Origin of the sequence: Dyella marensis (genome assembly GCF_900112865.1) — a bacterium.
In the GTDB taxonomy this organism is placed as follows: domain Bacteria; phylum Pseudomonadota; class Gammaproteobacteria; order Xanthomonadales; family Rhodanobacteraceae; genus Dyella_D; species Dyella_D marensis_A.
The window spans coordinates 121,025-142,260 of record NZ_FONH01000005.1 but is presented as its reverse complement, the minus strand read 5'-3'; the positions used below and the strand labels follow the sequence as shown (position 1 = coordinate 142,260).

The following is a 21,236-nucleotide window of genomic DNA, read 5'->3' as shown; positions in this document are numbered from 1 at the left end:
GCCATGCGGGCAAACAGACCCGGCCCTTCGGGTTGTCGTTGAGTAGCCTCCAGGCGGCGGCGCGCGGCTTGACCTGGCGGCCAGCCAGGCCGGCGCCACGCACCGCCGCCTGGAGGCTACTCAACGACAACGCGGGCTATTCAGAGACCCTAAGCAGGCTCCAAGGCCGATGTATAGATGCGCGCTTCCGCGCCCGTTTTTTTCGACGGGCGTGAAAGCGGTGCATCGGGATACTCAGGCGGTGCCGAACAGGCCTTGCGGATACTCCGGCTTCTGCTCGCGCGACATCAGCGCGCGCAGGCCTTCCACCGGCGTCACTTCGCCGTGCAGCACGGCGCGCACGCCGCCGCTGATCGGCAGGTCCAGGCCATGCTTGGCCGCCAGGCGGGCCACTTCGTCGGCAGTGACCACGCTTTCCACCACCTGGCCGATCTGGCGCACGGCCTCGTCGATGGCGATGCCGCGGCCCAGGGCCAGGCCCAGGCGGCGATTGCGCGAGAGATCGCCGGTGCAGGTCAGCACCAGGTCGCCCAGGCCGGACAGGCCCATCAGGGTTTCCGGGCGGGCGCCGAGCGCGACGCCCAGGCGCAGCATTTCGTTCATGCCGCGGGTGATCAGGCCGGCGCGGGCATTGAGCCCAAGGTCCATGCCGTCGGCGACGCCGGTGGCTACGGCCAGCACGTTCTTCATCGCGCCGCCCAGCTCGGCGCCGAGCACGTCGCCGCCCGAATAGGCGCGGAAGTTCGGCGCATGCAGCATCGAGGCGAGCTGCTGGGCGAAGGCTTCGTCGTCGGAATGCACGGTGACCGCACTGGGCAGGCCCAGCGCGACTTCCTTGGCGAAGGACGGGCCGGTGACCACCGCCGCGGCGCGACCGGGCAGTTTCTCGTCGACCAGTTCGTGCAGGAAGCGGCCGGTGCCGGGCTCGAAGCCCTTGGTGGCCCAGGCCACGCCCGCGCCTGGATCGAGCAGCGGCGCCACTTCGTCCAGCATGGCCGCGAAGGCATGGCTGGGCACCACGATCAACACGATCCCGGCGCCGCGCACGGCGGCGGCCAGGTCGCTTTCGAAGCGCAGCCCGGACGGCAGCTGGATCTCCGGCAGGTAGCGCCGGTTCTGGCCGGCCTCGGCCATCGCCGCCAGCGCCGCGGCGTCCCGGCCCCACAAGCGGGTCGGCACGCCGTTGCGCGTGGTGAGGGCGGCGAGCGCCGTCCCCCACGAGCCGGCTCCCAAAACCGCCAGGGTCGGACGTTCAGCCATGGAGGAAACTCAGCTATTGAGGGCCGGGGTCTCGTCGCCGCCCGCGACGCGGCGCTGCTGCTCGGCGTAGAGCGCGTCGAAGTTGATCGGCTGCAGCAGGAACGGCGGGAAGCCGCCCTCCATCACCAGCGAGGAAATCACCTGGCGGGCGTAGGGGAACAGCAGGTTCGGGCAGTAGCTGCCGATGATGCCGGCATGGTCGGCCTCGCCGAAGCCGGCCACGCCGAACACGCCGGCCTGCTTCACTTCGGCCAGGTAGGCGGTGCGGTCGCCCAGGGTGCAGGTCAGGGTGAGGCTGAGCACCACTTCGTACAGGTCGTTGCCCAGCTCGGTGGCCTGCTGGCCGAGGTTGAGCTGGACCTGCGGCTGCTGGTCGGTCTCGCCGATCTCCTGGAAGATGTGCGGAGCGTTGGGCGCCTCGAACGACACGTCCTTCACATAGATCTTCTGCAGCACCAGCTGCGGCTGGCCGGCCTGGCCGTTGGCGTTGACGTCTGCCATCTGTGAAACCCCTCGATCTGGATTGCGGAAACGGACAAAGAGGCCGATTGTTCCATACATCCCGGCAGGCCGCCATGCGATCCGCCCGGGCTTTCGGAGTGCCCCCAAGCTCCCGGCCTGCTTAAAGATTGCGCAAGCGCCCGGGTTTCTGAGAGAATGCGCGGCTCGGCCATGCCGGCCCGGCCTTACGGGCACGTCCGCGACGCGATGCGGACCTCACGGCAGCCCCCGAAAGCAGCAACCTCCAGCATCGCGTGGCGCCTGGCGCCGCTGGGCCGATGTCGCCCTGGCCAACGGGCGGTCTACGAATCTACGGAGGTCATCATGGCCCGTGTATGCCAAGTCACCGGAAAGGGTGTGCAGACTGGTAACAACGTCTCGCATGCCAACAACAAGACCCGTCGCCGCTGGTTGCCCAACCTGCACGAGCGCCGCTTCTGGGTCGCCAGCGAGAATCGCTGGGTGAAACTGCGCGTCTCCAACCAGGCGCTGCGCACCATCGACAAGAAGGGCATCGAGGCCGTGATCGCCGACCTGCGTGCCCGCGGCGAGAAGATCTAAGGAGCCCTGAGCCATGTCCAAGAGCAAGAGCGACAAGATCCGCCTGATCTCCTCGGCCGGCACCGGCCACTTCTACACCACGCAGAAGAACAAGAAGAACACGCCGGACAAATTCGAGTTCAAGAAGTACGATCCGGTGGTCCGCAAGCATGTGATCTACAAGGAAGGCAAGATCAAGTAATTGATCTGCATTCCGTGAAAAACCCGCCCATGTGGCGGGTTTTTTTTGGCCTTGCGCAGGCTCCTTTTGTCTGAATCCTGGCCGCGAAGCTGGCTTGAGGTGAGGCTTGGCGACTAACCTCGGCAGGCCATAGGGAATCAAGAAAGTCATTGCCATAGGTGTCGGGACAGGTCCGAGTTGGCTGCTTTGTTGCGGCTTTAGGACATGCCCTAAACTCGACTTGTGCAATAATCTGCACAAGTCAAGCAAGGCATCAGCGCCACCGGCAAGACAGGAGAACCCTATGCGAGTCGTCAGTTTTTCCGACGCCCGTAACAACCTCAAAGAGGTGCTGGATACTGTGGCAAGCGACTGCTCCATCACCATCATCCATCGCCGCGATCACGAAGACGCCGTAGTCATGTCCCTGGCGGACTACAACTCGATGGCAGACACCGTGCACCTGCTCAGCAACAGGGAAAACCGCGATCACCTCGCCAAGTCCATCGCTCAGTTCAAGGCCGGCAAGGCCAAGAAGCGGACGCTGATCGAGGAGTAGGAAAAGGAGGGCGCTCGATGGCGCGAAGCATCAAGTTCACGGACGAAGCCTGGAAGGACTACCAGGATTGGGCCGAAGACAAGAAGACCCTGAAGAAAATTCATGCCCTCATCAAGGATGCGCAGCGGGCTCCCAACGACGGCCTGGGCGATCCTCACGAGTTGAGCGGCGATCTGGCCGGCTTCTGGTCCAGATCCGTCAACAAGAAGGACCGCCTGATCTACGCCTTCGATGATGAGTGCATCTCCATCATCAGTTGCAAGTTCCACTACGGCGATCACTGAAATCAGGGCGGGGGATACGCGCTCTTTCAAGCATGGCGGCATGATGCCGGCGCGGACGCAACGTCCGCGCCGGTGCCCACTTCAGGGCGCGGCTTTGCCCTGCTCTTTCGCCGCAGCCTTCGGCGCGGCGTTCTTCACGTACTTGTCGAACCAGCTCAGCATCTCGTACACCTCCTGCTCGTTCGACTCCATCGCGGTGTACCAGTGCGGCTCGTGCGGCAGCATCACCAGCCGCGTGGTGCCGCCCAGGCCGCGGATCGCCTGGAACAGCTTGGGCGACTGGATCGGCTCGGTGCCCGGATTGGCGTCGTCCATGCCGTGCATGATCAGCAGCGGCGCCTTGATGCGGTCGGCATGGAAGAAGGCCGAGGCCTGCTCGTACACCTTCGGCGCCTGCCACAGCGAGCGGCGCTCGTTCTGGAAACCGAACGGCGTCAGGTCCTTGTTGTAGCCGCCGCTGGTGGCCACGCCGGCGCGGAACAGCCCGGTGTGCGCTAGCAGGTTGGCGGTCATCAGCGCGCCGTGGCTGTGACCGGTCACGCCGACGCGGTCAGGATCGACCACGCCCAGCTCCGCCGCCTTGTCCACGGCAGCCTGCGCGTCCATCACCAACTGCTCGACATAGGTGTCGTACGCGGTGCGCGGATCGCCGACGATCGGAAAGGACGCGTTGTCGATGATGGCGTAGCCCGACAACAGCAGCAGGCGATAGCCGCGCAGCAGGTCGAACTTCTGCTGCGACCCGCTCACCTGCCCCGCCTTGCCCGGGTCGGCGAAATCCTGCGGATAGGCGTACAGCACGGCCGGCAGGCGCGTACCTTCCTTGTAGCCCGGCGGCGTGTACAGGGTGAACGACAGCTCCACGCCGTCCTTGCGCTTGTAGGTGACCAGCCGCTTGGCGATGCCGCGCACCTGCGGGGTGGGATCGGCGATATGCGTGATCGCCTCGCTGCTGGAGGCGAACGCCGCTTCGCCGGGCTTGGCATCGCTCACCGGCGCGCCGAGCGCATGCAGGAACAGGTTCGCCGGCTCGGCCGGCGACTGCCGCGCGGTGATGAAGCGCTCGCCGCCCGGCAGCACCGCCAGGGCGGTTTCGTAGTGGTCCGCACCGTCGCCGCGGAACAGGCGCTCGGTGCGTCCGCTCGACAGCGCATAGCGATCGAGGAAAGGCCGGTCGCCTTGCGGCGTGCCGCCGGCGCCGGCCAGATAGACGTAGTCGCCTTCCTGCCGGACCACGCGCGCGCCGTCGGGCTGCTGCTGCATCAGCAGCGTGCCGGGCTGCTTGTAGTTCTCGTCCATCGAGTAATCCCACACCGTGCGCGCGGGCTTGGCCGGATGGGCGACGTCGACGCGGCTGATGCGGATCCAGCGCTTGTTGGCGTCGTACTCGTAGACGAAGGGCTCGTCGCCCTGCGCCAGCCAGCGCATGCCGCTGTAGCGCTGGACGGTGCGCGCCACTTCCTGCGGCTTGCCGCTGAACGGCGCGCTCCACAGCATGACCTTGTCGCGCTGCGGGACGTTGACCTTCCAGTCGCCCTGGTCCAGCGCCTCCGGCCACACCAGGGTGGCCGGCGCATTGGCGCGCCAGTCGAAATCGCGCGGGCCCACCGGCACGCCGCGCACCGGCACGCGGTCGGCCACCGGCAGCGAGGCGATCGTGGTGGACTGTCCGCTGCGCACGTCGAGCACGCTGACGTCGCGCGCGAAACGCTCATAGGTGGTGACGTAGGAGTACGGCTTCTTCAGCGTCTCCACCAGCACATGCTCGCCGTCGGGCGCGCCGGACACACCGGCCAGCACGCCCGGCTTGCCCACCGCCTTGACCTTGCCGCTGGCCGCATCGACCACCGCCAGCTGCGCCGTGCCGTAGTACTCGAACAGGGCTTCGTCTTCGGGACTGCCCAGCGTGTCGCGGGCTTCGTAGGTGCTGCTCTCGCCCTTGCCGCCGATCGATTCCTTGATCTCCGGCCCGGAGGTCTCGCTTACCTTGGGCGCAGCGCCGAGATTGGCCGGCACCTGCTTCACCAGCAGCGAATCGCTGCCGTGCAGCCATTGCACGTCGTCTTCCATCACCGGGTTGAGCCACACGCCGTCGACGCGGCGCACCTGGCCGGTCAGCGCATCGCCCAGCCACAGCTCGGTGCGCTCCTTCGTGGTATTGGCGAAGGCGAAGCGGCGGCCGTCGGGCGACCACTGCGGCACGCTCGGACAGGCATCAGCCGGCAGCGTCACCGGCAACTGCTTGTGGCTGGCAACTTCTTCCACCGTGAAGCTCTTCAGGCAGGTGCGGATGCCGTAGCCGCTCGAGGCATCGTGCCGCGCATGATTGGCCGGCTCGATGCGCAGGCCGCCGAGCTTCAGATACGGCTCGGCCACGCGCGCGATCGGCGGATACTGCGACTGCTCGACCAGCAGCATGCGCTGGCGGGTGGGATCGAGCACCGGGGTCGCCGGCAGCGGCGCATGCATCACGCCGAGCAGCGGCTCCGGCGGCTTGTCGTAGCCGGCCAGCACGGCGGCGGGCAGGCAGGCGAGCAAGGCGGCGGCGAGGGAAAGTCCCTTGGGGCGGACGGACGGCATCGTGCGGTCTCCTGGAGGGCGCCCGGGATGGCGGGCGCGACCGTAGGAAGTTACACCGCGCGTGAAGGGAGGTGCGCCCTGCTGTTAGTCATGTAGGGGGCTGCGACGTTGTCGCTTCGCCGAACCCTCATCCGCCTGCCGGCACCTTCCTCGCTCCTCAGAGCCGCGCACATCCATGTGCGCTCCCCGCGTGCTCCCGGAGGGAGAAGGATTCCACCTTGAAGCGGTGAGTAATGATGAGGCGTTTCTGGCTATCGCAGCGCAAGCCCCTCTCCCTCCGGGAGAGGGGTTGGGGTGAGGGTTCGGACGAAGCGCGAGGATGATGCTTGAAACAGACCTCTCTAACTGCCCGGCGAAAGCTCGAACTCGATCCAGGCCGGATGCTCCTGCGTCTGCCCTTCGATCGCCTTGACCGTCAAGGTGGCGCCGCCGACCTGCAGCCGGTCGCCGACCTTCACCGCCTGCTGCCTGATCTGCTGCGGCGGCAGGCTTTCGCGCGGGAAGGCGGCGCTCAGCCACTCCAGCGTGGCGCTCTGCGGCGCGTGCTTGTCCGGCGTCCAGGCCAGCACACGCAGGTCGTAGGCGGCTTTCACTTCGGGGCCGCCGATGCGCAGCCGCCCGTCATCGCTGACGAATACATCGCGCGGCGAACCCGCGCGCGCCGCTTCGGCATCGATCGCCACATGGCCTTGCCGGTCGGTCTCGCTCGGCGTGGCGAGCTTGCTGACGCGATGCAGGCCGTCGGCCAGCGGCAGCAGCATCTTCTCGCTGACCACCAGGGTGCTTTCCAGATGCATCGGCGCGTCGCGCATTTCGATCAGCGTGGCGCGCGCGCCGGGCAGCGCGCCCTGGAACGGCGGCGGCGTGGCGACGATAGCCGACACGCCGACCCGCGAACGGCCGACCACGCCGGCGCGGCCGCGGAGGATCTCGACTTCGGCCGGAGCGGCCTGTTGCTGATCGCTGGAGCTGGACATGGATTTCCCTGCCTGCGTCGACCATGCGGAAGTGCCGGCCGAAAGTAGCAGCAGCGCCGCGCATACGCCAAGGCGCCCCGGATGGAGGCGCCTTGGCATGGACTGCTGGCCTGCGTTATCGATGGATGCCATCGGTCGACCTTGCCACGCGTTTTGTCGATGGCGCATGAGCGCCGTCACAAAGCCACGCGTGCGGCTCAGGCGTTGCCGATCTCCACTTCCGCGATCGAACCGTCGTTGACCTGGTCCAGCGGGATGTTCTGCGGATGGTCGAAGCCCCAGGGATTGCGCAGCTCCAGATACTTCTTGCCATCGGGGCCGGTGCACACGCCGGTGACGGTATAAGCGTGGCCGCCCACCAGGCCGTGCGGATTCTTGCCGGCTTCCATGCCGGCCTGGTCGCCGTCGGATTCGGGCGTGGAGATCGTCACCAGCTTGCCGTCCTTCAGCGCCTGCTCGATCTTGCCGGCGCCGTCCTTGGGCGAGTAGTAGTCGGCGCCCTTGCCGGTCAGCGCGGCCATCGCATCGGTGGGATTGCCGCCGTTGCCAATCGCGTCATAGCCGCCGCGCAGCTTGGCATAGGCCGCTTCCATCACTTCCGGCCACTTGGCGGTGCCGTCGCTGGAACTGGTGCCGTTGGACGGCAGGTCCTTGTCGCTCACCGTGATCTTCACGTCGTGGTAGTCGTCGCCGAACAAGCCCCACAGATTGCCGGCGCCGTTGTCCTTCTGGTGCGGAAACGTCACGGTAAACGTGCCATTGCCGTTGTCGTGGATCATGTTCTTGAGCTGATCCGGATGCTGCTGCGCCAGCGCGGCCAGGGTCGAATCGAAATAGCAGTCGCCGTAGCCTTCCTGCTTGACGTCGTCGGGGCTGGGCTGGCTGTTGTTACTGAAGTCCGGCTGCCCGGCACCGTTGTTGTACAGCGAGCGGTTCGGCGCGCTGTTGTCGGGGCCGATCTTCGGATCCAGCACCGGATTGTGTTCGGCCAGGCCGAGATAGCGCTGGATATCGACACCGGCGAACGCGACGTTGACGCTGGACATGGGGCGGGCTCCGAACGGGGCAGGACAGGAAGTACCGTGCGATGAAACCCGATGGCCGCCTGCAGGGCCTAGCTAGGTCGATCCCTACCTAGGGCCGGCCCTAGGTCGCGCGCCGGTTCTGTTCTAATGCGCCTTTCGCGGGTGGATTGGAGTTCCAGGGATGGCTTTGCGGGTCGTGGTGATCGGCGCCAACGGTGTGTTCGGTTCGCGCGTGGCGCGGCGTCTGGCGCGGGATGCGCGCTTCGAGTTGATCCTGGCGGGACGGCGGATCGATGCCCTGGAAGCGCAGCGCGCTTCTTTCGATGATCCGTCGGTGCGGGTCGCCGCGCTCGACACCGGCGATGCGGGTTTCGCCGGGGCGCTCGCCGCGTTGCAGCCGCAACTGGTGATCCACGCCGCCGGGCCGTTCCAGGGCCAGGACTATCGCGTGGCCGAAGCCTGCCTCGACGCCGGCAGCGACTATATCGACCTGGCCGACGGCCGCGGCTTCGTCACCGGCATCGGGCGCTTGCACGAACGCGCGCTGGCCGCGGGGCGACTGCTGGTCGCCGGCGCGTCCAGCGTGCCGGCGCTGAGCTCGGCGGCGGTCGATGCATTGCTGCCGCGCTTCGCGCAGCTGGACGCCATCGAGCACACCATCAATCCCGGCAACCGCACGCCGCGCGGCGATGCGACGGTGGCGTCGATCCTCGGCTATTGCGGCCGGCCGATCCGCGTGTGGCGCAATGGGCGCTGGCAGGTGGCGCATGGCTGGATGGACAGCCGGCTGCAGTCGTTTCCATTCGGACGGCGCCGCGTCGGCGTGTGCGAGATTCCCGATCTCGATCTGTTTCCGGCTCGCTATCCGCAGGTGCGCACGGTGATGTTCCGCGCGGGTCTCGAACTGCCGCTGTTGCAGGGCGGCACCTGGTGCGCGGCGGCGCTGGTGCGGCTGGGGCTGATCCGCAACCTCGCCGCGTATGCGCCCGCGCTGCGGCGCTTCAGCGAGCTGTTCATCCGCTTCGGTTCCGACGTCGGCGGCATGACGGTGGAACTCAGCGGCACCGGCAAGGACGGACAGCCGCTGCGGCTGCGCTGGTGGCTTAGCGCGGATGCCGGCGACGGCCCGCAGGTGCCAGTGACGCCTGCGGTGGTGCTGGCACGCTGCATGGCGGACGGGATGATCGCTGCCAAGGGCGCGATGCCTTGCGTGGGGCTGCTCACGCTGGAGCAGATCGAGGCGGGTTTCGACGGTTACGCTTTGCGCACCGGTGTCGAGGCGTTCGAGTAATTCAATCGATCTCCAGCCAGCCGCGATAGGCGATCAGCTGGCCGAGCAGCGGCAGGCGCGTGTCGATATGGAATACGTAGCGCCCTTCTTCCGCGAGGCTGCGCGAAAGCACGCTGCCGAATATCGCGCGCGGCAGCGGCAAGCCGAGCAGGCGGCCTTCGCGCAGTTGCCAGTCGATGGCGTCGCCATCGCGGCGCAGTTCGAAGTACAGCGAGACGGGTCCGAGGCGTTCGCGCAGGCGCACGCCGTCCGCGGCGCGTTCCAGCGTGGAGCGCATGCGCCCGTTGGCAAAGCCGCGGGTCCAGGTCTCGCGTCCGCCATCGCGCTCGATGCTGAGCGCGATGACCTGGCCGGCGCCCGGCTCCGGCAGGCCGAGCACGCGCCGCAGCAGCCGCGCGAACGGATGGCGTGCACCGTCCACCTGGGCGACGCCATGCGCATGCAGCGATGCCGCGCCGCCGTGCATGCGCTGCACCGGCATGGCCAGCAGCGGCCAGTCGGTTGGGCCGATCAGGGCGGGAAACAGGACGTCGGACATCGCGCGATGATGCGTGGCGCATCCGAGGCGGACAAGCGCCAAAGAAAAAGCCCGCCAGGTGGCGGGCCTTTCTTGGCTGCGATCGGAAGAGGGCTCAGTGCGCGCCGCTGACCGCGTAGCCCTTCAGGCGCTGCGCGAAGTCCTGCAGTACGCGGATGCCGCTCTGCTCGGCTTCGGCGATCCACTGCTGCAGGCCCTTCAGGCTCTGCTCGGCGCCGCGCTGTTCCATCAGGTCGGCCAGGCGGGTGCGGAAGTCGCACACCGTGCGCAGGGTCGGGCGCTTGGCCAGGGCGGCCTGCAGGCGCTCGCGGCCTTCGTGGTCCAGCCAGCGGCCGCCGTCGGCCAGCGCGCGGCGCATGCGGCGCGGCATCGCCTTGAGGCTTTCGCCGGCGTGCTGCGCTTCGTCGCGCAGGGTCGGCACGATCACGCCGCGGTAGTAGTCGGTCATCGCCTGGAAGCGGTGGGTGAGCACGGCCTTCAGGGTCTCGGCATCGGGCAGGTGCACGTTCGGGCGGATGTCCAGGGTCGGCGCCACGCGCATCACCTTGGCCAGGCCCACCGCGCGCAGGCCGCAGATCACCGCCCAGCCGATGTCGAACTCCCACTTGCGCAGGGCGAACTTGGCCGAGCTCGGGAAAGCGTGGTGGTTGTTGTGCAGCTCTTCGCCGCCGATCCACACGCCCCACGGCGACAGATTGGTCGCGGTGTCCGCGCTCTCGAAGTTGCGGTAGCCCCACCAGTGGCCGATGCCGTTGACGAAGCCGGCGGCCCAGAACGGGATCCAGATCATCTGCACGGCCCAGATGGCCGCGCCGATCACGCCGAACAGCGCCAGGTCGATCAGCAGCATCAGGGTCGGGCCCCAGTACGGGTGGCCGCCGAAGAGCTTGCGCTCGATCCAGTCGTCCGGGGTGCCGCGGCCGTACTTCTCGAGGTCGGACTTGATGTAGCTGGCGTCGCGGTACAGCGACACGCCGTCCCAGAACACCTTCTTGATGCCGTAGATCTGCGGGCTATGCGGATCTTCCTCGGTCTCCACCTTGGCGTGGTGCTTGCGGTGCACGGCCACCCACTCCTTCACCACCATGCCGGTGGTCAGCCAGCCCCAGAAGCGGAAGAAGTTGGCCAGCGCGGGATGGAAGTCCACGCCGCGATGGGTCTGGCTGCGGTGCAGATACAGCGTCACCGTGAAGATGGTGAGCTGCGTCATGACCAGCACGTAGACCAGCATGGCGACCCAGCCGGCCCCGGAGAGGCCGTTGGACAGGAAGTTCAGCACTGCGTCGAGCATGGGAAACACTCAGTAGGGTGAAAAGTCAGTCTAATCGAGGGCTTCCGTACCCACCAGCATGGGAAATCATGCCTGCGCAACGGTGCCGCAGAACGTGTTTCAGCGCGCAAGAACGCCCCCGCCGTCTGTTCAAACGGTGGGGGCGCCGTGACAATCATGCAATGACTCTGCCACACCCCCTGTTAAAGCTTGATCAGGTCCGGCGCCATCGCGCCGGGCGGCCGGCCGTCGAGCGTCTCAGCCTGACACTGGACAGGGGCCAGATCCTTGGCCTGCTGGGCGTCAACGGGGCCGGCAAGTCCACCACGCTGGCCATGATCGCCGGTGCGCTGAAGCCCGACGAAGGGCGCATCGAGCTGGACGGCCAGGACTTCGCCACGCACCCGGCACTGGCCCGTGGCCTGCTCGGCTGGCTGCCCGAACGTGCCCCGCATTGGCCGGAACTGACCGTTTTGGAACATCTGCAGGCCCATGCGCGCCTGCGCGGACTGCGCGCCGGCGGACTGAAGCAGGCCTGCGAGTCCACCATCGAACGCCTGGAACTGGCCCCGCTGCTGCGCCGTCTCGCCGGCGTGCTGTCGCAAGGCCAGCGCCAGCGCCTGGGGCTGGCCTGCGCGCTGCTGCACAAGCCCAGGCTGCTGGTGCTGGACGAGCCGGCCAATGCGCTCGACCCGGTGCAGGTCGCCGCGCTGCGCAAGGTGATCCGCGAGGAAGCCGCCGCGGGCGCCGCGGTGATCCTGTCCACCCATCTGCTGGCCGAGACCACCGCCGTGTGCGACCGCGTGGCGATCCTGCACGAAGGCCGCCTGCGTCACGATGCCGCGCTGGACGGCGACCATGCGGCGCTCGAGCACACCTTTTTCGAGATCGCGATGAACGGCAAGGATCAGGCGGCATGAGTTCGATGGGGTCCGTCGCACGCCTGGAACTGCGCCGCCTGCTGGTCCGCCCGCTGGCCTGGGTGCTGGCGGCGCTCACCCTGGCCCAGCTCGCCTGGCGCTTCGTGCTGCTGCTGGGCAATTTCCTCGACAACCAGGTCAAGCTGGCCGGCACACCGGGTGCACCCGGCTATACCGACCTGGTCGGCATCCCGCTGCTGGGCAGCACGCTGACCATGGGCATCCTGCCGTTCGGGCTGACCGAGCTGGCGCTGCTGGTGGTGCCGCTGCTGACCATGTCGACCCTGGCCGGCGACCGCGCCAACGGCACGCTGCCGCTGCTCGCCTCCAGCGGCACCTCGCCCGCCGCCATCGTGCTGGGCAAGTACTTCGCGGTGCTGCTGTGGCTGCTGGGCTGGCTGGCGCTGACCGTGGCCATGCCGCTGAGCCTGGCCCATGGCACGCACATGGACAGCGGCAAGCTTGCCGCCACCGTGCTCGGCCTGGCGCTGACCCTGGCCGCCCTGGGCGCGATCGGCGTGGCCTGCTCGGCCTTCGCCTCGCTGCCCGCCGTCGCGGCCACCGCCAGCCTGACCCTGGGCCTGGCGCTGTTCACCGCCAACCTGGCCGCGCAGAAGGCCGGCGTCGGCAACGGCGTATGGAACTGGCTGTCGCTGAGCACGCACCTGGAAGCCCTGCTGCGCGGCCTGGTGTCGAGCGCCGACCTGGTGTGGTTCGCGCTGGTCATCGTCATCGCGCTGGCCCTGGCGATACGCCGGGTCGCCACCGACAAGGAGCGCGGCTGATGCGCGGGTTCAGTCGTCTGGACGGCTGGCTGTTCGCGCTGGCGCTGTTCGCCGCGGCCGGTGCCATCGGCTATCTCAGCTATCGCCACGACCATGTCGCCGACTGGAGCCACGACGCCCGCTCCAGCCTGTCGACCGAAAGCCGCGCGGTGCTCGACGCGCTGAAAGGCCCGGTGGAGATCACCAGCTACGCCAATCCGCAGGGCGACCTGCGGCAGACGGTGAGCGGCTTCGTCGAGCGCTACCGGCGCTTCAAGCACGATCTCACGCTGCGCTTCGTCGACCCGCAGCAGGACCCGGCGAAGATGCGCGAGCTCGGCATCACCGTCGATGGCGCGCTGATCCTGCGCTACGGCCAGCGCCAGGAGCGCCTGGACGAGCTGTCCGAGCGCAGCCTCACCAATGCGCTGGAACGCCTGGCGCGCGGCGGCGAGCGCATCGTCGCCTTCGTCACCGGCGACGGCGAGCGTCGCGCGGACGGCAAGGCCAATGCGGACTTAGGGCTGTTCATGACCCAGCTGGAAGGCCGCGGCATGCGCGCGGTGCCGCTGAATTTCTCGCAGGTGAACGCGGTGCCGCAGCACACCGACCTGGTGGTGCTGGCCGGCCCCACGCTGGCGCTGCCGCCGGGCGCGGTGAAGGCGCTGACCGACTACGTCGCCGGTGGCGGCAACCTGCTGTGGCTGACCGAGCCGGCCAACGACGACCTCGGCCTGCAGCCGCTGGCCGACGCGCTGGGCGTGCACATCCTGCCGGGCGTGCTGGTGGACGGCCAGGGATCGGCGCTGGGCCTGCAGGATCCGCGCATGATCACCGTGGGCAGCTATCCGCTGCATGCGATCACCCGCGGCCTGACCCTGACCACGCTGTTCCCGCAGGTCTCCGCGCTGGCGCTGGCGCGCCGCGGCGAATGGGAAGTGCAGCCGTTCCTGCGCTCCGGGCCGCAGAGCTGGACCGAGTTCCAGCCGATCGACAACGCTGCCAGCTCCAGCATCCGCTACGACGCCGACGCCGGCGAGCTGAAAGGCCCGCTCGACTTCGGCCTCACCTTCGCCCGCCTCTCGCCCAGCCCCGACAAGAGCGAGCAGCGCGTGGCGATCGTCGGCGACGGCGATTTCCTGTCCAACACCTTCCTCGGCAACGGCGGCAACCGCGCGCTGGGCGAGCGCATGTTCGACTGGCTGCTGGGCGACGACGCCCTGGTCGACCTGCCGCCGCGCGGCGCGCCGGATCGCGCGATGCAGTTGAGCCAGGGCCAGCTCAACGCGGTCACCTTCGGCTTCCTGCTGGCGCTGCCGCTGGCCCTGCTGCTGCTCGGCGGGCTGATCGCATGGCGGCGCCGCCGCGCATGAAGGTCGGCCGCCTCGCCTTCTTCGCCCTGACCGCGGCGCTGCTGGGCGCCGCCGGCTGGCAATGGCGCAGCGACCGCGAACAGGCGCCCGGCACCTTGCTCGGCATCGATCCCGCGGGCGTGCAGCGCATCGATCTGGCCTGGCACGGCGGCGTCACCGAGCACTACGCCCGGCGCGATGGCCATTGGCAGGCGGTCGACGGCACCAGCTTGCCGGTGGACGAGGGCCGCCTGGCCGATCTCGCCGCCACTGCGGCCGCGCCCGTGCAAAGCTGGCGAGCGCTGGCCGAATTCGATCCGGCCAGGATCGGCCTGGCGCCGGCCCCCGTCGTGTTGACGCTGGACGGGCAGGCGTTGAGCTTCGGAGAAATCGCGGTGACTGGTCCGCTGCGCTATGTGCGCGCCGGCGATCGCGTGGCCCTGGTCCCGGTGCGCTTCACGCCGCGCCCGGCCAAGGCGAACACCACCAGGGCGCCCTGAGCGGCGCCGAGGCTGCGTATGATGCCGAGCACCTTGCATGCCCCGGCGTCCTCCCCATATCCGAGGCATTCCCGCTATCCCTGCCACGGAGCATCCGCATGAATCGTTCGGTCGAGCAACCCGTCATCGGCGTCGTCGGCATGGCCGTGATGGGCCGCAACCTCGCGCTCAATATCGAAAGCCGCGGCCACACCGTCGCCATCTACAACCGCAGCCGCGAGAAGACCGACGAGGTCGTGGCCGAACATCCGGACAAGCGGCTCGCGCCGACCTACACGCTGCAGGAGTTCGTCGACGCGCTGCAGAAGCCGCGCCGCATCCTGCTGATGGTCAAGGCCGGCGAAGCCACCGACGCCACCATCGCGGAACTGAAGCCGCTGCTGGACCAGGGCGACGTGCTGATCGACGGCGGCAACACTTTCTTCCAGGACACCATCCGCCGCGAGCGCGAATTGAACGCGGCCGGCCTGCATTTCATCGGTACCGGCGTGTCCGGCGGCGAGGAAGGCGCGCTGCACGGCCCGTCGATCATGCCGGGCGGCCCGCGCGATGCGTATGACCTGGTGGCGCCGGTGCTGACCGAGATCGCCGCGCGCGCGCCGGACGGCGAGCCCTGCGTGGCCTACATGGGCCCGAACGGCGCCGGCCATTACGTGAAGATGGTGCACAACGGCATCGAGTACGGCGATATGCAGCTCATCGCCGAGAGCTACGCCGTGCTGAAACAGGTGCTGGGCCTGTCCAACGAAGAGTTGGGCAAGGTCTACGCCGAGTGGAACCAGGGCGAGCTCGACAGCTACCTGATCGCGATCACCGCCGACATCTTCGGCAAGCAGGATCCGGACACCGGCAAGGCGATGGTCGACATCATCCTCGACCGCGCCGCACAGAAGGGCACCGGCAAGTGGACCAGCCAGAGCGCGCTGGACCTGGCCGTGCCGCTGCCGCTGATCACCGAATCGGTGTTCGCACGCCTGCTGTCGGCGCTGAAGGACGAGCGCGTCGCGGCCAGCAAAGTGCTGAAGGGGCCGCAGGCGCAGCCGTTCGCCGGCGATCGCGCGGCCTTCATCGAATCGGTGCGCCGCGCGCTGTACCTGAGCAAGATCGTCTCCTACGCGCAGGGCTTCGCGCAGCTGCGCGCCGCTTCCGACGAGTACAAGTGGAACCTGCCCTACGGCACCATCGCCAAGATCTTCCGCGCCGGCTGCATCATCCGCGCACGCTTCCTGCAGAAGATCACCGACGCCTATGCGCACGACGCGGCGCTGGCCAACCTGCTGCTGGATCCGTACTTCCGCGACATTGCCGCGCAATACCAGCAGGCGCTGCGCGACGTGGTCTCCGCGGCGGTGCAGGCCGGCGTGGCGGTGCCCGGATTCGCCTCGGCAATCGCCTATTACGACAGCTACCGCGCCGAGCGGCTGCCGGCAAACCTGGTGCAGGCGCAGCGCGATTATTTCGGCGCGCATACCTTCGAGCGCATCGACCGCCCCGGCAGCTTCCACGCCGACTGGACCTGAGCCCGCCCGGCCGTGCCTGAACTGCCCGAAGTCGAAACCACCCGCCGCGGCATCGCCCCGCATCTGATCGGACGGCGCATCACTTCCGTGGTGCTGCGCCGTCCCGATCTGCGCTGGCCGATTCCGCCGGAAGTCGGTGCGCTGCTGCCCGGGCAGCGCATCGAGGAGGTGGAGCGCCGCGCGAAATACCTGCTGCTGCACACGCAGGTGGGCAGTGCGCTGCTGCACCTGGGCATGACCGGCGTGCTGCGCGTGCTGCCGCCGGATGCGCCAGTGGGCAAGCACGATCATGTCGATATCGCGCTGGAAGCGACGACGGTGGGCGCGCGCATCCTGCGCTTCACCGACGCGCGGCGCTTCGGCTGCCTGCTGTGGCAACCGCCGGGAACGACGCACGAACTGCTCGAGAACCTCGGACCGGAACCGCTCACCGATGCCTTCGACGGCGACCTGCTGTGGCATCTGTCGCGCGGCCGCACGGCGGCGGTGAAACTGTTCCTGATGGACAACGCCGTGGTGGTAGGCGTGGGCAATATCTATGCGAGCGAAGCGCTGTTCGCCGCCGGCATCGATCCGCGCCGCGCGGCCGGCTCGGTGTCGCGTGCACGCTATGCGCGGCTGGCCGCCGAGGTGAAACGCATCCTGGCCTGGGCGATCGAGCGCGGCGGCACCACGCTGCGCGATTTCATCAATCCGGACGGCATGCCCGGCTATTTCGTGCGCGAGCTGCAGGTGTACGGACGCGAGGGGGAGCCGTGCCGGACCTGCGGCACGGCGATTCGCCAAGTGGTGCTGGGGCAGCGTTCGACGTTCTGGTGCCCGCGCTGCCAGAAATAACGTTCGGCGTAGGTCGGGGCGAGCCGCAGGCGAACCCCAACAGGTCTTGCAGGTTGTCGCAACGTTGGGGTTCGCCTGTGGCTCACCCCAACCTACACCGGCCAGCGGAACTCGACGTAGGTGTTGTAGAACGGCGCGTCGACCGCGCTGCCGCCGAGCTTCGCCACGAAACCCTGCATGCCGTCGGCTTCCAGCGACTGCCCGTCGACGAAACTCGCACCCAGCGCCTGCATCTCGGCCAGCCGCTCGCACAGCATGCCGGCGCGATCGGTATCGCCCGCCGGCACATGGCGCAGGCTGATGTCCGGACGGCCGAACTTACGCATGCCGCGGGTGCGTACCCACGAACCGTCGCCGTCTTCCTCGTCGTCGCGCAGGATCAGCAGGTGGTTGCGGATCGGCGCACCGTCGCGCACCAGGTAATGCTCGCGCCAGGTGTCGGCGCCGAACAGCGTGACGATCTGCGGATCGAGCACCGCCACGCCGCCGATATCGAGCAGGCCCGCGACCACGCCGAGCGTATCGCGCAGATAGCCCACATCGCCCTGGTCCGGCAGCGTGCCGCGCACGACCATCACCTGCGGCGCATCCAGCGCGGCGCGGTAAGCCTCCGGCGACTCGTCCTTGAACAGACGGCCCAGCTCGCCCTTGAGCGGATAGCCTTCCCACGCGCGCAGGCCGGCATGGTGATGGTTGGTGGCCTCGATGCCGTGCGGCAGGCCGTCGCTGCCGTAGGGCGCGGAAGGCACGCGCACGTTCTGGAAATTCCCGAACACGTAGTAGTGCAGGTAGATCTCCTCGCCGCCGGGATGCCAATGCGGGCGTTGCCAGGCGGGGATGCGGATCGGTGCGTTCATGCGGGGATTCCTTGTGATGGGCGGCAAGGCCGCGCCCTGGGTCAATGTTCGCCCAGCGGCAACACGGGCTGCTGCAATTCGATACGGCCGCGGCCTTCGGTGATCTTCTTGAACTCCGCGCGGCTGACCGAGACATAGCGGTCGTTGCCGCCGATCTCAACCTGCGGGCCCTCGGTGACGGCGCGGCCGCGCTCATCCACGCGCACCACCATGGTGGCCTTGCGGCCGGTGTGGCAGATGGTCTTGATCTCTTCCAGGTTGTCGGCCCAGGCCAGCAGGTAGCGGCTGCCTTCGAACAGTTCGCCGCGGAAATCCGTGCGCAGGCCGTAGGCCAGCACCGGGATGTTGAGCTTGTCCACCACGTCGCTGGCCTGCCACACCTGCGCCTTGGTGAGGAACTGCGCCTCGTCAATGAACACGCAGTGCAGCGGGCCGCGCTCGGCGATGTCAGCCTCGACCAGGGCCAGCAGGTTCTCGTCGGTGCGGAAGCGCCGCCCGTTCGCCTTCAGGCCGATGCGCGAGGCCACCACGCCGTCGCCGTAGCGGTTGTCCAGCGCCGGCGTGAGGATCACCGTGCGCATGCCACGCTCGTGATAGTTGTACGCGCTCTGCAGCAGCGTGGTGGTCTTACCGGCATTCATCGCCGAGTAGTAGAAATAGAGCTTGGCCATGGCGCGTCGCTACCAAAGAAGGCCCGCATGGTAGCGCGTGCCAACTGACGGTTGGCGCAAGCAGCGGAAAAGCGCCGTTGGCGGCGCTTTTCCGGCGATACCGCTCAGTCGCCGGCGGGCCTACTGCCTGGCCGCCTGCGCCGGCACGCCGTGATTGAGCGCCAGGCCCTTGAGCACGTTCAGCGCCTGCGACAGCGCGTAGTCCTGGGTGGCCAGCTTGGCGTTCTCGGCGCTGCCGTCGTTGTCCAGATCCTTGCGGTCCTTGCTGTTGCCGTCCTCGTTGGCGAGGTGGTTGCGCAGGTCCGCTTCCGAACCGATCAGGGTGGCGGCGCTGTCGGCCTTGTTCACCGCCAGGTCGGCCAGCGCGATGTCCGGCTTGATGCCTTCGGCCTGGATCGAGGTGCCGCTGGGCGTGTAATAGCGCGCGGTGGTGATCTTCACCGCGTGCTCGGCGTCCAGCGGCAGCACGGTCTGCACCACGCCCTTGCCGAAAGTGCGGCGGCCGATGATCAGCGCGCGGTGGTTGTCCTTCAGCGCGCCGGAGACGATCTCCGCCGCCGACGCCGTGCCGTTGTCCACCAGCACCACCATCGGCGAGCCGTTCAGCAGGTCGCCCGGATGCGCGGCGAAGCTGAGGTTGGCGTCCTGCAGGCGGCCGCGCGTGGTGACGATGGTGCCGCTGTCGAGGAAGGCGTCGCTGACGCCCACGGCCGCGGTGAGCAGGCCGCCCGGGTTGGAGCGCAGGTCCAGGATTGCGCCGCGCTGCGGGCCGTTCTTCTTGACCAGCTCGCCGAGCTTCTTTTCCAGGTCCGACGCGGTGTCGTCCTGGAACTGGCTGAGCCGCACGTAGGCATAGCCGGGTTCGAGTTCGCGCACCTTCACGCTGGTGACCGAGATGCGCTCGCGCACCAGGCTCATGTCCACCGGCTTGTCGCTCTTCTCGTGCAGGACCGACAACACGATCTTGCTGCCCGGGTCGCCGCGCAGCTTCTTGAACATCTCGTCGATGTTCTCCGAATCCACCGGCGTGCCGTCCACCTTCACGATGGTGTCGCCCGGCTTGATGCCGGCGCGCGAGGCGGGCGTGTCGTCGATCGGCGCGATGATGCGCAGCGTGCCGTCCACCTGCAGCACCTCGATGCCGAGGCCGCCATACTGGCCGGTGGTGTCTTCGCTGAGCTCGGCCAGGCCGTCCTTGTCCAGGTATTCGCTGTGCGGGTCCAGGCCGGTGAGCATGCCGCTGATGGCAGCCTTCATCAGGGTCTTGTTGTCGACCTTCTCGACATAGGCCTGCCGCACCATCTCGTAGACGCGGCTGAAGTTGCGGATGTCGTCCATGTCGACCGCGTCAGGCGCAGCGGTGGAGGCGGCCTTGGCCGGCTCGGCCGCCGGCTTGGCGCCCTTCGCGGGCAGGGCCTGCAGCGGCAGCGCGGGGACCGCCAGCAGCAGCGCGACAAGGGGCAGGGAGGGAAACCGCATGAACTTGCTCCGGGGAAACTTGGGGGTGCACTGCGGGGGTAGGACCGCAGGGGGACACCGGAATTCAACGCAGGCTAGCCTGCGGCGGCGCACACGCCACGTCAACGCTGGCGTCCCAGCCAGCTGCGCGGGTCCACCGGCTTGTTGTTCTGGCGCAGCTCGAAATACACGCCGGTGTTGACGCCGGTGGGCGCCGCCGCGGTGCCCACCGCCTGGCCGGTGTCGACCTCGTCGCCCACCCCGTGCAGCAGGGTCTCGTTGTTGCCGTACATGCTCAGCCAGCCGTTGCCGTGGTTGAGGATAAGCAGCATGCCGTAGCCGCGCAGGAAGGCCGCGTAGACCACCCGGCCGCGTGCCACCGCGCGCACCTCGCTGCCGCCGTTGGCCTTGATCAGCACGCCGTTGCCGTAGGTGTTGACCACGCCATTGGCCGGCCACGGCAGGTTGCCGCGGATATTGGCGCTGCCCTTGCCCGGCGACACGCTGGGTGCGGCCGGATTGGCCTTGGCGGCCTTGGCCGCCTCGCGCGCGGCGTCGTCGATGGCCTTCTGCAGCTTGTCGACCAGGCTGTTGAGCGACTGGGCGTTCTGCTTGAGCTGGGCCAGGCGCTCGCCCTGGTCCTTGTACTGGGCATCGGTCTGGGCGGCCAGCCTGGCCTGTTCGGCGCGCTGCTGTTCCAGTGTCTTGGCCTGTTCCTGGCGCTGTGCCTTGGTCGCCTGCAGGGCCTGCTGCTCGGTGGCGATGCGCGCTTCCAGGTCCTGCAGCCGGGCCAGGTCGCCCATCAGCTTCTGCACTTTCTGGACGCGGTCTTCCTGGAAGTACTTCGAATAGGCCAGCGCGCGCGCCACCCGCGCGACGTCGTCGTCGCCCAGCAGCAGGCGCAGGTCCGAGCCGCGGCCCAGGGTGTAGGTCGCACGCAGCAGGTCGGCGATGGCGGCGCGCTGGCCGTCCAGGTTCTTCTGCAGGGCGGCGCGGTCCTGCTGCAGTTTTTCCAGCTCGCGCTGCTTGCCGGAGAGCTCGGCGTCGGTCTGGCGCACCGCCTTGGCGGCGCCGGCCACGGCGTTGGCGCGCTTGGCCAGTTCCGCGTTGGCCGAGTCGCGCCTGGCCGCGGTCTCGGCCTGTTCCTTGGCCAGCGCCTCCATCTTGCTGCGCACTTCGGCGAGCTTTTTCTGCGCCTCGGCCTGTTCGGTCCTGGTCTTTTCCTGCGCGAACGCGGGGGCCGCCGCGAGCGCGGCCAACAGCAGGACGACGGCACCGATCGGACGGACGCAGCAGCGAAGATTTGGCATCGCGCGATTATGCGGGGGCCGACTGAACGTGGCGAGAGGCG

22 protein-coding genes are annotated in these 21,236 nt (G+C 68.3%); 11 read left to right on the top strand and 11 right to left on the bottom strand.

What is annotated here, in order from left to right; all coding sequences use genetic code 11:
- Positions 1–234: 234 nt before the first annotated feature.
- On the bottom strand, positions 235–1,260 hold the full coding sequence (locus BM172_RS10205) for an NAD(P)H-dependent glycerol-3-phosphate dehydrogenase (protein ID WP_026635438.1): 1,026 nt from the start codon (positions 1,258–1,260) through the stop codon (positions 235–237).
- A 9-nt stretch (positions 1,261–1,269) separates the two neighbouring features.
- Positions 1,270–1,761 carry a protein-export chaperone SecB gene (gene secB / locus BM172_RS10200; RefSeq protein WP_026635437.1) on the bottom strand — a complete coding sequence of 164 codons (492 nt, stop codon included), beginning with the start codon at positions 1,759–1,761 and terminating at the stop codon, positions 1,270–1,272.
- Positions 1,762–2,085: 324 nt separating this feature from the next.
- Between secB and rpmB the strand changes: the two genes are divergently transcribed.
- The 4 genes from rpmB to BM172_RS10180 all read left to right on the top strand — a co-directional run bounded on the left by rpmB (position 2,086) and on the right by BM172_RS10180 (position 3,325).
- A complete protein-coding gene (gene rpmB / locus BM172_RS10195) occupies positions 2,086–2,322 on the top strand; it encodes a 50S ribosomal protein L28 (RefSeq protein WP_026635436.1) in 237 nt (78 codons plus the stop codon).
- A gap of 13 nt (positions 2,323–2,335) precedes the next feature.
- Positions 2,336–2,503 carry a 50S ribosomal protein L33 gene (gene rpmG / locus BM172_RS10190; protein WP_026635435.1) on the top strand — a complete coding sequence of 56 codons (168 nt, stop codon included), beginning with the start codon at positions 2,336–2,338 and terminating at the stop codon, positions 2,501–2,503.
- 283 nt (positions 2,504–2,786) lie between these two features.
- Positions 2,787–3,041 carry a type II toxin-antitoxin system Phd/YefM family antitoxin gene (locus tag BM172_RS10185; protein WP_026635434.1) on the top strand — a complete coding sequence of 85 codons (255 nt, stop codon included), beginning with the start codon at positions 2,787–2,789 and terminating at the stop codon, positions 3,039–3,041.
- Positions 3,042–3,058: 17 nt separating this feature from the next.
- On the top strand, positions 3,059–3,325 hold the full coding sequence (locus tag BM172_RS10180; protein WP_026635433.1) for a Txe/YoeB family addiction module toxin: 267 nt from the start codon (positions 3,059–3,061) through the stop codon (positions 3,323–3,325).
- A gap of 81 nt (positions 3,326–3,406) precedes the next feature.
- Here the strand turns inward: BM172_RS10180 and BM172_RS10175 are convergent, their stop codons facing one another.
- The 3 genes from BM172_RS10175 to BM172_RS10165 form a co-directional block, all read right to left on the bottom strand.
- On the bottom strand, positions 3,407–5,905 hold the full coding sequence (locus BM172_RS10175; protein WP_026635432.1) for a S9 family peptidase: 2,499 nt from the start codon (positions 5,903–5,905) through the stop codon (positions 3,407–3,409).
- A gap of 341 nt (positions 5,906–6,246) precedes the next feature.
- A complete protein-coding gene (locus tag BM172_RS22510) occupies positions 6,247–6,882 on the bottom strand; it encodes a hypothetical protein (RefSeq protein ID WP_026635431.1) in 636 nt (211 codons plus the stop codon).
- 197 nt (positions 6,883–7,079) lie between these two features.
- On the bottom strand, positions 7,080–7,928 hold the full coding sequence (locus BM172_RS10165; RefSeq protein WP_026635430.1) for a C2 family cysteine protease: 849 nt from the start codon (positions 7,926–7,928) through the stop codon (positions 7,080–7,082).
- 160 nt (positions 7,929–8,088) lie between these two features.
- Between BM172_RS10165 and BM172_RS10160 the strand changes: the two genes are divergently transcribed.
- The gene (locus BM172_RS10160) at positions 8,089–9,198 is read left to right on the top strand and encodes a saccharopine dehydrogenase family protein (RefSeq protein WP_026635429.1); all 1,110 of its coding nucleotides are present in this window, start codon (positions 8,089–8,091) and stop codon (positions 9,196–9,198) included.
- A 1-nt stretch (position 9,199) separates the two neighbouring features.
- On the opposite strand, the gene BM172_RS10155 is transcribed toward BM172_RS10160, so the two are convergent.
- Both BM172_RS10155 and BM172_RS10150 read right to left on the bottom strand, forming a co-directional pair.
- Positions 9,200–9,736 (bottom strand): DUF4166 domain-containing protein, encoded by a 537-nt coding sequence (locus BM172_RS10155; RefSeq protein WP_026635428.1) that lies wholly within the window; start codon positions 9,734–9,736, stop codon positions 9,200–9,202.
- A 94-nt stretch (positions 9,737–9,830) separates the two neighbouring features.
- Positions 9,831–11,027, bottom strand: a complete 1,197-nt coding sequence (locus tag BM172_RS10150) for a DesA family fatty acid desaturase (protein WP_026635427.1) — start codon at positions 11,025–11,027, stop codon at positions 9,831–9,833.
- 161 nt (positions 11,028–11,188) lie between these two features.
- Here BM172_RS10150 and BM172_RS10145 point away from each other — a divergent pair, with 161 nt between their 5' ends.
- The 6 genes from BM172_RS10145 (at position 11,189) to mutM (ending at position 16,899) form a co-directional block, all read left to right on the top strand.
- Positions 11,189–11,926: an ABC transporter ATP-binding protein gene (locus tag BM172_RS10145; protein WP_026635426.1), complete on the top strand. Its 738-nt coding sequence runs from the start codon at positions 11,189–11,191 to the stop codon at positions 11,924–11,926.
- Positions 11,923–12,711 (top strand): ABC transporter permease, encoded by a 789-nt coding sequence (locus tag BM172_RS10140; protein ID WP_026635425.1) that lies wholly within the window; start codon positions 11,923–11,925, stop codon positions 12,709–12,711. Before BM172_RS10145 ends, BM172_RS10140 begins: the two co-directional genes overlap by 4 nt.
- Positions 12,711–14,063, top strand: a complete 1,353-nt coding sequence (locus BM172_RS10135; protein WP_026635424.1) for a GldG family protein — start codon at positions 12,711–12,713, stop codon at positions 14,061–14,063. The genes BM172_RS10140 and BM172_RS10135 overlap by 1 nt, the downstream gene beginning before the upstream one ends.
- Positions 14,042–14,542 (top strand): hypothetical protein, encoded by a 501-nt coding sequence (locus BM172_RS10130; RefSeq protein ID WP_026635423.1) that lies wholly within the window; start codon positions 14,042–14,044, stop codon positions 14,540–14,542. Before BM172_RS10135 ends, BM172_RS10130 begins: the two co-directional genes overlap by 22 nt.
- Positions 14,543–14,640: 98 nt before the next feature.
- On the top strand, positions 14,641–16,062 hold the full coding sequence (gene gndA, locus BM172_RS10125) for an NADP-dependent phosphogluconate dehydrogenase (protein WP_035323398.1): 1,422 nt from the start codon (positions 14,641–14,643) through the stop codon (positions 16,060–16,062).
- 12 nt (positions 16,063–16,074) lie between these two features.
- A complete protein-coding gene (gene mutM / locus BM172_RS10120) occupies positions 16,075–16,899 on the top strand; it encodes a bifunctional DNA-formamidopyrimidine glycosylase/DNA-(apurinic or apyrimidinic site) lyase (RefSeq protein ID WP_026635421.1) in 825 nt (274 codons plus the stop codon).
- 92 nt (positions 16,900–16,991) lie between these two features.
- Here the strand turns inward: mutM and BM172_RS10115 are convergent, their stop codons facing one another.
- The 4 genes from BM172_RS10115 to BM172_RS10100 form a co-directional block, all read right to left on the bottom strand.
- Positions 16,992–17,756 (bottom strand): hypothetical protein, encoded by a 765-nt coding sequence (locus tag BM172_RS10115; protein ID WP_026635420.1) that lies wholly within the window; start codon positions 17,754–17,756, stop codon positions 16,992–16,994.
- 41 nt (positions 17,757–17,797) lie between these two features.
- Positions 17,798–18,427 (bottom strand): thymidine kinase, encoded by a 630-nt coding sequence (locus tag BM172_RS10110; protein WP_026635419.1) that lies wholly within the window; start codon positions 18,425–18,427, stop codon positions 17,798–17,800.
- A gap of 120 nt (positions 18,428–18,547) precedes the next feature.
- A complete protein-coding gene (locus tag BM172_RS10105) occupies positions 18,548–19,906 on the bottom strand; it encodes a S41 family peptidase (protein ID WP_026635418.1) in 1,359 nt (452 codons plus the stop codon).
- Positions 19,907–20,007: 101 nt separating this feature from the next.
- Positions 20,008–21,195: a murein hydrolase activator EnvC family protein gene (locus BM172_RS10100; RefSeq protein ID WP_026635417.1), complete on the bottom strand. Its 1,188-nt coding sequence runs from the start codon at positions 21,193–21,195 to the stop codon at positions 20,008–20,010.
- Positions 21,196–21,236 lie beyond the last annotated feature (41 nt).

Excerpts from the sequence above, each read along its gene's own strand:
- BM172_RS10205 (WP_026635438.1), bottom strand. The coding sequence starts at position 1,260 with ATGGCTGAACGTCCGACCCTGGCGGTTTTGGGAGCCGGCTCGTGGGGG.
- secB (WP_026635437.1), bottom strand. The coding sequence starts at position 1,761 with ATGGCAGACGTCAACGCCAACGGCCAGGCCGGCCAGCCGCAGCTGGTG.
- rpmB (WP_026635436.1), top strand. The coding sequence starts at position 2,086 with ATGGCCCGTGTATGCCAAGTCACCGGAAAGGGTGTGCAGACTGGTAAC.
- rpmG (WP_026635435.1), top strand. The coding sequence starts at position 2,336 with ATGTCCAAGAGCAAGAGCGACAAGATCCGCCTGATCTCCTCGGCCGGC.
- BM172_RS10185 (WP_026635434.1), top strand. The coding sequence starts at position 2,787 with ATGCGAGTCGTCAGTTTTTCCGACGCCCGTAACAACCTCAAAGAGGTG.
- BM172_RS10180 (WP_026635433.1), top strand. The coding sequence starts at position 3,059 with ATGGCGCGAAGCATCAAGTTCACGGACGAAGCCTGGAAGGACTACCAG.
- BM172_RS10175 (WP_026635432.1), bottom strand. The coding sequence starts at position 5,905 with ATGCCGTCCGTCCGCCCCAAGGGACTTTCCCTCGCCGCCGCCTTGCTC.
- BM172_RS22510 (WP_026635431.1), bottom strand. The coding sequence starts at position 6,882 with ATGTCCAGCTCCAGCGATCAGCAACAGGCCGCTCCGGCCGAAGTCGAG.
- BM172_RS10165 (WP_026635430.1), bottom strand. The coding sequence starts at position 7,928 with ATGTCCAGCGTCAACGTCGCGTTCGCCGGTGTCGATATCCAGCGCTAT.
- BM172_RS10160 (WP_026635429.1), top strand. The coding sequence starts at position 8,089 with ATGGCTTTGCGGGTCGTGGTGATCGGCGCCAACGGTGTGTTCGGTTCG.
- BM172_RS10155 (WP_026635428.1), bottom strand. The coding sequence starts at position 9,736 with ATGTCCGACGTCCTGTTTCCCGCCCTGATCGGCCCAACCGACTGGCCG.
- BM172_RS10150 (WP_026635427.1), bottom strand. The coding sequence starts at position 11,027 with ATGCTCGACGCAGTGCTGAACTTCCTGTCCAACGGCCTCTCCGGGGCC.
- BM172_RS10145 (WP_026635426.1), top strand. The coding sequence starts at position 11,189 with ATGACTCTGCCACACCCCCTGTTAAAGCTTGATCAGGTCCGGCGCCAT.
- BM172_RS10140 (WP_026635425.1), top strand. The coding sequence starts at position 11,923 with ATGAGTTCGATGGGGTCCGTCGCACGCCTGGAACTGCGCCGCCTGCTG.
- BM172_RS10135 (WP_026635424.1), top strand. The coding sequence starts at position 12,711 with ATGCGCGGGTTCAGTCGTCTGGACGGCTGGCTGTTCGCGCTGGCGCTG.
- BM172_RS10130 (WP_026635423.1), top strand. The coding sequence starts at position 14,042 with ATGGCGGCGCCGCCGCGCATGAAGGTCGGCCGCCTCGCCTTCTTCGCC.
- gndA (WP_035323398.1), top strand. The coding sequence starts at position 14,641 with ATGAATCGTTCGGTCGAGCAACCCGTCATCGGCGTCGTCGGCATGGCC.
- BM172_RS10115 (WP_026635420.1), bottom strand. The coding sequence starts at position 17,756 with ATGAACGCACCGATCCGCATCCCCGCCTGGCAACGCCCGCATTGGCAT.
- BM172_RS10110 (WP_026635419.1), bottom strand. The coding sequence starts at position 18,427 with ATGGCCAAGCTCTATTTCTACTACTCGGCGATGAATGCCGGTAAGACC.
- BM172_RS10105 (WP_026635418.1), bottom strand. The coding sequence starts at position 19,906 with ATGCGGTTTCCCTCCCTGCCCCTTGTCGCGCTGCTGCTGGCGGTCCCC.
- BM172_RS10100 (WP_026635417.1), bottom strand. The coding sequence starts at position 21,195 with ATGCCAAATCTTCGCTGCTGCGTCCGTCCGATCGGTGCCGTCGTCCTG.